Here is an 11,350-nt window from a genome sequence, read left to right as displayed (position 1 = left end):
AACCCCGGGGGGGCGCCCCCGGGTCTGCTCCCTGAGGAGCGCCCGAAGCCTGCGGAGGGCCACCCCTCTGCTCCCTGAGGAGCGCCCGGAGCCTGCGGAGGGCGCGTCACGAAGGGTCCGGCGACCGGGAGTTGCGGAGACCCTTCGTGACGCTCGCAAGCTCGCTCCTCAGGGAGCAGGAGTTTGGCCTCGCGAGCTCGCTCCTCAGGGAGCAGGAGTTTGGCCCCGCAAGCGCGCACCTCAGTAGCTGCGGCCTGGCGGCCGTCGTGGACCACGAGAGAACACTCGTAAGTGTCCGAAATCCATGCTCCCTGAGGTGCGAGCGAAGCGAGCCACGAAGGGTCTCGCAACGTGTCTCACCAGGCCCTTCGAGGCTCTTCGACCTCGACGCGCTCCTTCGTCGCTTGCTCGGCCCGGCGGCTTGCGGTCCTCGCACCTCAGGGAGCAGGGGTTATGCGGTTCTTTCGGATTAGGGAGCAGGAGTTTGGCCCCGCAAGCTCGCACCTCAGAGAGCAGAGGCCTCATGAACAAGGGCCGGTGACCCGAAGGTCACCGGCCCTTGCCGATTGTCTTACGTGCGCGAAGTCAGCACGTCCCTCAGAAGAAGGCGGGGCGGAAGGTCTTGGCCCACGACTCCTTGAAGGTGCTCTGCCAGTAGTCCCACCAGTGCGCACCGTCCGGGGTGATCCGGGTGGTGAGCTTGACGCCCGGGACGAGCGCAAGGCGACCGATGTAGAGCTGGCTGCTGGTCGACGCGGCGACCTCGAGCGGGATCATCTGCGCGAACTTGACCGGGTCGAAGTTGCTGCTGGCCGGATTGACCGAGGAGTCGTACTTGCTGCCGACACCGCTACCGGAGGACACGTAGACGTTCTTGCCCGCCAGGTTGCCCGCACTCAGGAACGGGTCGTTCTGGAACCAGGTGCCCGCGGGGAAGAAGCCCCACATGTTGAACGGGTTGCCGCCGACCTCCGCAACCGACGCCATTATGCCCTGGGTGAAGCCCGGCAAGGTGACAGTCGGGTAGCCGCTGTAGGACGCGACCGCCTTGTAGAAGTTGGGGTGACGCGACGCGAGGTTCAGCGCCGAGGTACCCGACATCGAGAGTCCGGCGATGCCGTTGCGACGGTTGTCGCTCTGGTGGACCCGGTTCATGTAGTTCGGCAGCTCGCGGGTGAGGAAGGTCTCCCACTTGTTGACGCCCAGCTTGGGATCGGCCGTCTGCCAGTCGGTGTAGAAGCTGCCCGCGCCGCCGAACGGGATGGCGACGTTGGTGCCCTTGCCGGCCATGTAGCGGGCGACGTCGGTGTTGATCAGCCAGCCGCTGTTGTTGCTCGGGGCGCGAAGTCCGTCGAGCAGGTACAGCGTGGGCTTGGGTCCGCCACCGCCGGCCGAGACGATGCACACGGGCACGGTCCGGTTCATGGCGTTCGAGCGGACGTACTCGACATTGCAGCCGTTGGCCGCAGCGGCCTCCGGCGGAGCTGCGACCAGCGTCGCACCCGAGACGGCCACGAGAGCCACGAGTCCGGCGACGAGGCGCTTACGGGCGCGTGTCAGCATTCGTCAGTTTTCCTTTGGATCACCACGGCCGGATCCGGCCGCTTGCGGGTCTTGCCTACCGGGTACTGCTGCGGGCTGCATACGAAGACGTATGTAGGAGGGATTGTATTGGTCCCCCCGGGCAGCGGAACCCGTCGTGCTGAAGTGTAACGGCACGATAACGCCACGGCAAAGGCCAGAACGGATCCCGTGATGCCATCTCCGGGTGGTACATGTCACACCCGTCGACGCTGAACAGCTCATTTGGTACATAGGCGGCGCGCGGGGCGGATTCCTCGTCCGTCTGGTCCGCGCACTCGCGATCACCCCGTTACCGCTTTGCGCGGGCAACGGTGACCGTCGGGGGCGGGACGGCGGATCGATCGGCCGCGCCGCCGACCAGTCGGCCTCAAGTGCTCTCCGGCCGCCGCCCGAACAACTAGTGTCGGGACGTGCACATGGGCGAGTATCTGTCCGCGGACGCGACCACGCTGGCCGGTCTCGTCGCCTCCGGCGAGGTGACGGCTGCCGAACTGCTGGACCTCGCTCGAACGCGCGCAGAGGCGGTGAATCCGTCGCTCAACGCCATCGTGATCCGCATGGACGCCGAGGCCGATGCCCGCGTCCGGGGCGACCTCACCGGGCCGTTCGCCGGCGTTCCGTTCCTCATCAAAGATCTCGCCCAGGATTACCGCGGCTACCCGACCACGCGCGGCTCACGAGCACTCGCGACGCACATCGCCCGTGAACACTCCTTCGGCGTCCGCCGGTTCCTCGACGCCGGGCTGGTGATCTTCGGCAAGACGAACACCCCGGAGTTCGGGGCGAAGGGGATCACCGAGCCGACGTTCTGGGGTCCGACACGCAATCCCTGGGATCTCGAGGTGACTCCGGGCGGGTCGTCGGGCGGCAGCGCTGCCGCGGTGGCTGCCGGGATCGTGCCGGCCGCCGGGGCCAGCGACGGCGGCGGTTCCATCCGCATCCCGGCCGCGTGTACCGGACTGTTCGGACTCAAGAGCTCGCGCGGACTGATGCCGTACGGCCCGCAGACCGGCGAGCCGCTCTTCGGCATGGGCGTCGAAGGGGTGGTGACGCGGACCGTCCGCGACGCCGCGGCCCTCTACGACGCCTTGATCGGGCCCACGCCGTCGTCGACCTACCCGACCCCCTTGCACACCGAGAGCTACAGCGCCCGGATCGCCACCCCGCCGCGGTTGCTGCGCATCGGGTTCACCACGAGGTCGGCGATCAACGCGAATCCGCACCCGGAGGCCGTCGCGGCCGTCGAACACGCCGCGTCGGTGCTGACCGAACTGGGCCACCAGGTCGAGGAGGTCGACCCACCGCACGACGACGCCGCACTCGCGCGCGATTTCCTCGACATCTGGTTCGCGAAATGCGCCGCGCAGGTCGACGAGGTGCGACGCCTCACCGGTGCTCCCGACTCCCACTTCGAGGCCGACACCCTGACCCTCGCGGAGCTGGGCCGGGCGGCCGGGGTCGTTCCCCTGTTCACCGCACTCGACCGGATCAACGACCACGTCCTGGCTCTCGACCGCTTTCATCAGACCCACGACCTGCTGCTGACGCCCACGCTCGCCGTGCCGCCGCCCCGGGTCGGGTCGATGACCACGCCACCGGCCCTGCAGCGGGCGGCGCGACTCGCCTCGAGAGCACGGTCCGGCCGTGCCATCTCGCGTCTCGGGATCATCGACAAACTCATCTACGAGAGCCTCGGCTGGGTGCCGTACACACAGCTCGCGAATCTCACCGGTCGGCCGGCCATGAGCGTGCCGTTGCACTGGACCGATGCCGGCCTCCCTCTCGGCGTGCAGTTCGTCGGCCGCCTCGGTGCCGACGGCGACCTCCTCGCCCTCGCGGCCGGACTCGAAGCCGCCGCACCGTGGTTCCACCGGTACGCCGACATCGCGCTCTAGTACAGGGCTAACCTCGTCTGCGAGTGCACATGCCGGGAGCGGCTCGGACATGGCGACGGTGTGAGGAGATGCGGTGGCGGAGCACGAGGCCGACGCGGTGGTCGTCGGGGCGGGACTGGCGGGTCTCGTCGCGACATATGAGCTCACCAAGGCCGGGCGCCGCGTCGTCGTGGTCGACCAGGAGAATCGCAAGAATCTTGGCGCGCAGGCGTTCTGGTCGCTGGGGGGATTGTTCATGGTGGACACCCCGGAGCAACGCCGGCTCGGCATCAAGGATTCGGCCGACCTCGCCCTGCAGGACTGGATGGGGTCGGCCGGTTTCGACCGTGACGATGAGGACTACTGGCCGCGTCAGTGGGCGCGCGCCTATGTGGACTTCGCCGCCACCGAGAAGCGGCAGTATCTGCACGACCTCGGTCTGCGCATCACCCCGATCGTCGGGTGGGCCGAACGCGGCGGCGGATTCGCCGACGGCCACGGCAACTCGGTGCCCCGCTTCCACCTCACGTGGGGAACCGGACCCGAGGTGGTCCGGGTCTTCGCCGAACCGGTCCTGGAGGCGGAGAAGCGCGGGCTCGTCGAGTTCCGGTTCCGGCATCGCGTCGACGAGCTCATCGTCGACGACGGTACCGCCGTCGGCGTGCGCGGTGTCACACTCGCTCCGACCGACGTCGAGCGCGGGCGCGAGTCGAACCGGGATGCCGTGGGCGACTTCGAGATCCGCGCCGGGGCGGTCATCGTCACGTCCGGCGGCATCGGACACAATCACGACCTGATCCGCAAGAACTGGCCGGTCGAGCGTCTCGGCCCCGCGCCGGAGACGATGATCTCCGGCGTCCCGGCACACGTCGACGGCCGGATGCTGGAGATCAGCGAGACCGCAGGCGCCAACATCGTCAACCGCGATCGGATGTGGCATTACACCGAGGGCATCCACAACTGGGACCCGATCTGGCCCGATCACGCGATCCGCATCATCCCCGGGCCGTCGTCGCTCTGGCTCGACGCCAACGGCAATCGCCTCGCCCCACCGAACTTCCCCGGCTTCGACACCAATTCGACGATGAAGGCGATCCTGTCGGCCGGCCACGACTACTCGTGGTTCATCCTCACCCAGACGATCGTGGAGAAGGAGTTCATGCTGTCGGGGTCGGAGCAGAACCCTGACATCACCGAGAAGGACCTGAAGCTGACCGCGAAGAGCCGGCTGGCGAAGGGCGCCGCCGGACCGGTCGACGCCTTCGTGCGCAATGGCGTCGACTTCGTGGTCGCCGACAATCTGCCCGAGCTGGTGGCCGGGATGAACAAGATCGCCCGCGGCCCCGAGCTCGATCTCGCGCACATCGAACGCATCATCTCCGCGCGCGATGCCGAGATCGGCAACAAGTTCTCCAAGGACGCGCAGCTGATGGCTATCACCAATGCGCGACAGTTCCTCGGCGACAAGATCGTTCGCGTCGCCAAGCCGCATCGGCTTCTCGACCCGGAGCACGGTCCGTTGATCGCGGTGCGGCTCAACGTTCTCACCCGCAAGACGTTGGGCGGGCTCGAGACCAATCTGGACTCCCAGGTGCTGCGGCCCGACGGGAGCGCCTTCGACGGCCTGTTCGCCGCCGGTGAGGTCGCGGGCTTCGGCGGCGGTGGCGTCCACGGGTACAACGCGCTGGAGGGGACGTTCCTCGGCGGTTGCATCTTCTCCGGCCGCGCTGCAGGCCGGGCAGTGGCGCGGGCCACACCGCGCGGCTGATCGTCGCGCCCGAGTCCGCGACGCCGTCGAAAAGGGTTGCCTGCCCTACACATTCGCGGCACGATCTGCCGCCCCACGGCACTTGCGCATGGGCTAGGGTGTTCAGCGTGCCGGTCCCCCAGACAATCCTGACCCGGAAGACCAAAGCGGCGATCTTCCTCGTCTTCACCATCGACGACGGCGGTGAGGAGGCGGTACGTGATGCGCTGGAAGCGATCCCCGGCCTGAACAACGCGGTGTCCTCACGAGCGCCGGAGGCCGCACTGGCCGGCATCGTGTCGATCGGGTCCGAGGCGTGGGACCGCCTGTTCGCCGGCCCCCGACCCCGCTCGCTTCGACCGTTCGTCCCCTATGAGGGCGAGGTCCACACCGCCCCGGCGACGCCCGCCGACCTGCTCGTGCACATCAAGTCCGACGACATGGGTCTGTGCTACGAGCTCGGCGCCAAGATCACCGAGGCACTCGGGGACGCGGTCACCGTGGTCGACGAGGTGCACGGGTTCCGCTACTTCGATCTGCGCGATCTCATCGGGTTCGTCGACGGCACCGAGAACCCGACCGGGCAGGCCGCGATCGACGCGATCACGGTCGGCGACGAGGACCCCGACTTCGCCGGCGGCAGCTACGTCGCCGTCCAGCGCTACGTGCACGACCTGTCGTCGTGGAACGACCTGAGCACCGAGGAACAGGAAGCCGCGATCGGTCGTACCAAGCTCGACAACGTCGAGATGCCCGACGACGTGAAGCCGCCGAACTCTCACATCGCGCTGAACGTCGTCGAGGACGAGAACGGCGAGGAGATCGACGTGGTCCGCGACAACATGCCCTACGGCGACGTCTCCGGCAGCACTGTCAACGGCCCGGGAACGAACGGCAAAGGCGTGAACGGCACCTACTACATCGCGTACTCGGCAACGCCCGATGTCACCGAGGAGATGCTGCGCAAGATGTTCATCGGCGACCCGCCCGGCACCTACGACCGCCTCCTCGACTTCACCACGGCAGTGACCGGCGCCCAGTTCTTCACGCCCACCCTCGACTTCCTCGACGACCTGCCACCCGCGGCCGACGCCGCATCCGCACCGGCTCCGGCCCCGACGCACCGTTCCGACGGTTCGCTGGGTATCGGGTCACTGCACTGACGACACCTTCCGACCACCGCACCAGGAGGACACCATGAACAACCTGCATCGCGAACTCGCTCCGATCTCCGACGCGGCGTGGGCCGAGATCGAGGAGGAGGCCACCCGCTCGTTCAAGCGCAACGTCGCGGGCCGGCGCCTCGTCGACGTGACCGGACCCCTCGGTTCCGACACCGCCTCGGTGACCCTCGGGCATCGCACCAAGATCGACTCGCCCGCCCAGGGCATCACCGCCTTCCAGCGTCGCACCCAGTCGCTGGTGGAGCTCAAGGTCCCGTTCACGGTGTCTCGTGAGGCCATCGACGACGTCGATCGCGGCGCGAAGGACTCCGATTGGGACCCGGTCGTCGAGGCGGCGCGCGAACTGGCCCTGGCCGAGGACCGGGCCATCTTCGAGGGTTATGCCGCGGCATCGATCAGCGGGATCCGCGCCGAGGCCGCCGCCACCCCGATCCCGCTGCCCGCTGACGTTCGCGACTACCCGGAGGCGGTCAGCCAGGCGTTGAGCACGCTACGACTGGCGTCGGTCGACGGCCCGTATGCGGTGGCCCTGTCGGCCGAGGCCTACACCCAGGTGAACGAGACATCGAACCACGGCTACCCGATCCTCGAACACATCCAGCGCCTCTTCACCGGCGACATCGTGTGGGCGCCGGCGATCACCGGCGCGTTCGTGATGAGCACCCGCGGCGGCGACTTCGAGCTGACCATCGGGCAGGACGTGTCGATCGGCTACGACTCGCACGATGCCGATGTGGTGAACCTCTACTTCCAGGAGTCGTTCACCTTCCTCGCCCACACCGCCGAGGCAGCTGTCGCACTGACCGAACCGCCGACGGTCTGAGCAGCTGTCCGCGGTCCTCGCGTGCCCGGGTTCCCGCCCAGCCGACGCTCTGCGGCGTCCGTTGCGAACGGCAACTAGTCTGGCGCAGGTGCTCGTAGTGATACCCGCCTCGTTCGCTCCGCTCCCGGCGGTCAGATGCTGACCCGCCTCATCCGCACGTACCTCGGGCGGTATCGGATCAACGTCGTACTCGTCATCGTCCTGCAGTTGCTGGCGACCGTCGCGATGCTGTATCTGCCGAGCCTGAACGCCGACATCATCGACAACGGCGTCGCGCGCGGGGACACCGGCTACATCCTGCGTATCGGTGGCTGGATGCTGCTGGTGAGCATCGCGCAGATCATCGTGACGGTGACCGCGCAGTACTTCGGAGCACGTGCTGCGCTGGGGGTCGGCCGCGACATCCGCGGCGATCTGCTGCATCGCGTGAACTCCTTCTCCGCACGCGAGGTCGGCACGTTCGGCGCACCGTCGCTGATCACCCGCACCACCAATGACGTGCAGCAGGTGCAGCTGCTGATCGTGATGAGCAGCGCCATCCTGGTGATGGCGCCGATCATGTGCATCGGCGGCATCATCATGGGAGTCCGGGAGGCGCCTGCCCTGTCGTGGGTGATCGCCATCGCCGTGCCCATCCTCGGGGTCTCGATGGGCGCGATCATCGCGAAGATGATCCCGGGCTTCCGCGCCATGCAGGAGCGCATCGACAACGTCAACCGGGTCCTGCGCGAACAGATCACCGGTATCCGGGTCGTGCGGGCGTTCGTCCGGGAGGATTACGAACGCAAGCGGTTCGCCGTCGCCAACGACCATCTCGCCGACGCGACCCTGCACGTCGGACGGCTGATGGCCCTGATGTTCCCGGTCGTCATGGTGATCACCAACGTCACCATCGTCGCGGTCATCTGGTTCGGCGGTCACGCGGTCTCCGACGGTTCGCTCGAGATCGGCGCGCTGACCGCGGTGATGAGCTACGTCATGCAGATCCTGATGTCGGTGATGATGGCGTCGTTCCTCGCGATGATGGCACCGCGCGCGGCGGTCTGCGCCGAACGGATCTCCGAGGTCCTCGCCACCGACACCTCGGTCCATCCGCCGAGCGAACCGATCGGATTCGCCACGCATCCCGGCACGGTGGAGTTCGACGCCGCCGAGTTCCGCTACCCCGGTGCCGACGATCCGGTGCTGAGCGGCATCGACTTCCGCGTCGAGTCGGGCACGACGACCGCGATCGTCGGGTCTACCGGGTCGGGCAAGACAACACTCATCGGACTGATCCCTCGACTGATCGACACGACCGCCGGCGCGGTGCGGGTCGGCGGCACCGACGTCAAGCGACTCGACCCCGAAGCTCTTCGATCGGTCGTCGGTCTGGTCCCCCAGCGTCCCTATCTGTTCTCCGGGACCGTCCGCTCGAACCTGCTGCACGGAAAGGCCGACGCCACCGACGACGAGATCTGGGAGGCGCTGCGCATCGCGCAGGCCGAGGACTTCGTGTCGGCGATGCCCGACGGTCTCGACACCAAGGTGTCCCAGGGCGGCACGACCGTCTCCGGCGGACAGCGCCAGCGCCTGGCGATCGCACGTGCCCTCATCCGGCGGCCGGCGATCTACCTCTTCGACGACTCGTTCTCCGCACTCGACCTCACCACGGATGCGCGCCTGCGCGCCGCCCTGCGCCCGGCCACCCGCGACTCGGCGGTGATCGTCGTGGCCCAGCGGGTTTCGACGATCGTCGACGCCGAGCAGATCGTCGTCCTCGATCGCGGACGGGTCGTCGGCCTCGGGACGCACGACGAGCTGCGGGAGTCTTGCCCGACCTACGCCGAGATCGTCGAATCGCAGATGGCGATGGAGGAGCGCGCATGACCCGGCCCGGAGGTCCGCCGATGGCGGCCGGACCCGAATCCAAACCCCGCTCGTTCTGGCCCTCGGTCAAACGCGTTGTCGCACAACTCGCCTCCTACCGCCTGCTGATGACGGTCACGCTCGCTTCACTGGTGGGTTCGGTCGTGCTGATCGCGATCGCGCCCCGCGTGCTCGGTTACGCGACCGACCTCGTCTTCGACGGCGTCATCGGCCGCACCCTGCCCGACGGACTCACCAAGGAGCAGGCGGTCGCCGGCCTCCGCGAGAGCGGGGACGACACCTTCGCCGACATGGTCTCGTCAATGAACGTGACCCCCGGCGTCGGAGTCGATTTCGGGGCTGTCGGCCGCGTGTTGCTCATCACCCTGGTGCTCTACGTCGTCTCCTCACTGCTCGCGTGGCTGGCCGGTTACCTGCTGAACATCGTCGTCGTCGGCACCATCCGCCGGCTCCGCGACGACGTCGAGGCCAAGGTGCATCGTCTGCCGCTGCGCTACTACGACACGATGCCGCGCGGTGAGCTGTTGAGCCGGGTGACCAACGATCTCGACAACCTGTCACAGAGCATGCAGCAGACCATCTCTCAGTTCGCCAACTCCGTGCTGACGGTGATCGCGCTGCTGGTCATGATGCTCTGGATCTCGCCCCTGCTGGCGCTGATCGCCGTCGCCACGGTGCCGCTGGCGATCATCGCCACCGGCGTGATCGCCAAGCGATCCAAACCGCACTTCTCCGCCCAGTGGTCCTCGACCGGTGCGCTCAACGCACAGGTCGAGGAAGCCTTCACCGGCCACGAGCTGGTCACCGCCTTCGGCCGTCAGCGCGAGATCGAGGCGACCTTCGACGAACGCAATCAGAAACTCTACGAGTCGAGTTGGCGGGCTCAGTTCATCTCCGGCGTCATCATGCCGACGATCATGTTCCTGGGAAACCTGAACTACGTCGCGGTCGCGGTCGTCGGCGGGCTGCGCGTGGCCTCGGGGTCGCTGAGTCTCGGTGAGGTGCAGGCGTTCATCCAGTACTCGCGCCAGTTCACCCAGCCGCTGACGCAGATCGGTTCGATGATCAACCTCATGCAGAGCGGTGTCGCGTCCGCCGAGCGGATCTTCGACATCCTCGACGCCGACGAGCAGACGCCCGACGCCTCGACGCCGAAGACGCCCGCCGACGACAAGGGGCTCATCGAGTTCGACGACGTCTCCTTCCGTTATGTCGAGGACAAGCCGCTCATCGAGAACCTCAGTCTGGTGGCGCGCCCCGGCCACATGGTCGCGATCGTCGGTCCGACCGGTGCGGGCAAGACCACCCTGGTGAACCTGATCATGCGGTTCTACGACGTCGATTCCGGGGTCATCCGCGTCGACGGTGTCGACTCGACCGAGATGACGCGGGACGACCTGCGCGAGCGCACCGGCATGGTGCTGCAGGACTCGTGGCTCTTCGGCGGCACCATCTACGACAACATCGCCTACGGCGACCCCACCGCCCCCCGGGAAGCGGTGCTCGACGCGGCCCGGATGAGTCACGTCGACCACTTCGTGCGGACACTCCCCGACGGCTACGACACCGTCCTCGACGACGAGGGCGGCGGGGTGAGTGCTGGTGAGCGACAGCTCATCACGATCGCGCGGGCCTTCTTGGCCCGGCCCACGATCCTGATCCTCGACGAGGCGACGAGCTCGGTCGACACCCGCACCGAGCTGCTGATCCAGAAGGCGATGGCGAACCTGCGGTCGGATCGTACGAGTTTCGTCATCGCGCACCGTTTGTCCACGGTGCGCGACGCCGACGTCATCGTCGTCATGGAGGACGGGCACATCGTCGAGCAGGGCAGCCACGACGAACTGCTCGCCGCCCGCGGCGCGTACTGCCGGCTCTACCAAAGCCAGTTCACCGGAGCCATCGAGGCGAGCTGAGGACTGGTCCCTGAGGCGCGAAGAGCGCAAGCGCGACCGTTTGCTCCCTGAGGTGCGAGGAGCGCAGGCGCGACCGTTTGCTCCCTGAGGTGCGAGGAGCGCAAGCGCGACCGTTTGCTCCCTGAGGTGCGAGGAGCGCAAGCGACGAGCCTCCAAGGGCCTGGTGAGGCAGCTTGCCAGCCCCTTCGTGGCTCGCTTCGCTCGCACCTCAGGGAGCAGAACTAACGCCCGGAGCTTGCGGAGGGCGCGACCAACCACCGATCCTGATCCACCATCCATGGTCCCTAATCCGAGAGAACCGCATAACCCCTGGTCCCTGAGGTGCGAGGAGCGCAAGCGCCGAGCCACGAAGG

7 protein-coding genes are annotated in these 11,350 nt (G+C 67.5%); 6 read left to right on the top strand and 1 reads right to left on the bottom strand.

The annotated features are described in order from the left end of the window. Positions 1–597 precede the first annotated feature (597 nt). Entirely contained in the window at positions 598–1,563 is a 966-nt protein-coding gene (locus ACFW3F_RS25295; RefSeq protein ID WP_388062433.1) for an alpha/beta hydrolase, read from the bottom strand. 437 nt (positions 1,564–2,000) lie between these two features. Between ACFW3F_RS25295 and ACFW3F_RS25290 the strand changes: the two genes are divergently transcribed. The 6 genes from ACFW3F_RS25290 to ACFW3F_RS25265 all read left to right on the top strand — a co-directional run bounded on the left by ACFW3F_RS25290 (position 2,001) and on the right by ACFW3F_RS25265 (position 10,997). Continuing rightward, a complete protein-coding gene (locus ACFW3F_RS25290; protein ID WP_388062432.1) occupies positions 2,001–3,479 on the top strand; it encodes an amidase in 1,479 nt (492 codons plus the stop codon). Between the two features lie 73 nt (positions 3,480–3,552). After that, positions 3,553–5,226 carry an FAD-binding dehydrogenase gene (locus ACFW3F_RS25285; RefSeq protein WP_388062431.1) on the top strand — a complete coding sequence of 558 codons (1,674 nt, stop codon included), beginning with the start codon at positions 3,553–3,555 and terminating at the stop codon, positions 5,224–5,226. Between the two features lie 107 nt (positions 5,227–5,333). After that, on the top strand, positions 5,334–6,368 hold the full coding sequence (locus ACFW3F_RS25280) for a Dyp-type peroxidase (RefSeq protein WP_388062430.1): 1,035 nt from the start codon (positions 5,334–5,336) through the stop codon (positions 6,366–6,368). Positions 6,369–6,402: 34 nt separating this feature from the next. Then, positions 6,403–7,212, top strand: a complete 810-nt coding sequence (locus ACFW3F_RS25275; protein WP_388062428.1) for a family 1 encapsulin nanocompartment shell protein — start codon at positions 6,403–6,405, stop codon at positions 7,210–7,212. 135 nt (positions 7,213–7,347) lie between these two features. Beyond that, positions 7,348–9,081: an ABC transporter ATP-binding protein gene (locus tag ACFW3F_RS25270; RefSeq protein ID WP_388062426.1), complete on the top strand. Its 1,734-nt coding sequence runs from the start codon at positions 7,348–7,350 to the stop codon at positions 9,079–9,081. Continuing rightward, complete coding sequence (locus ACFW3F_RS25265; protein WP_388062425.1) at positions 9,078–10,997, top strand: ABC transporter ATP-binding protein; 1,920 nt, start codon at positions 9,078–9,080, stop codon at positions 10,995–10,997. Before ACFW3F_RS25270 ends, ACFW3F_RS25265 begins: the two co-directional genes overlap by 4 nt. Positions 10,998–11,350 lie beyond the last annotated feature (353 nt).

The sequence above is a fragment of the Gordonia sp. NPDC058843 genome (assembly GCF_042743165.1).
Classification (GTDB): Bacteria; Actinomycetota; Actinomycetes; order Mycobacteriales; family Mycobacteriaceae; genus Gordonia.
Note: the sequence above shows the minus strand (reverse complement) of the source record. Positions and strands in the feature narration are given on the sequence as shown.

Excerpts from the sequence above, each read along its gene's own strand:
- ACFW3F_RS25270 (WP_388062426.1), top strand. The coding sequence starts at position 7,348 with ATGCTGACCCGCCTCATCCGCACGTACCTCGGGCGGTATCGGATCAAC.
- ACFW3F_RS25295 (WP_388062433.1), bottom strand. The coding sequence starts at position 1,563 with ATGCTGACACGCGCCCGTAAGCGCCTCGTCGCCGGACTCGTGGCTCTC.
- ACFW3F_RS25290 (WP_388062432.1), top strand. The coding sequence starts at position 2,001 with ATGGGCGAGTATCTGTCCGCGGACGCGACCACGCTGGCCGGTCTCGTC.
- ACFW3F_RS25275 (WP_388062428.1), top strand. The coding sequence starts at position 6,403 with ATGAACAACCTGCATCGCGAACTCGCTCCGATCTCCGACGCGGCGTGG.
- ACFW3F_RS25265 (WP_388062425.1), top strand. The coding sequence starts at position 9,078 with ATGACCCGGCCCGGAGGTCCGCCGATGGCGGCCGGACCCGAATCCAAA.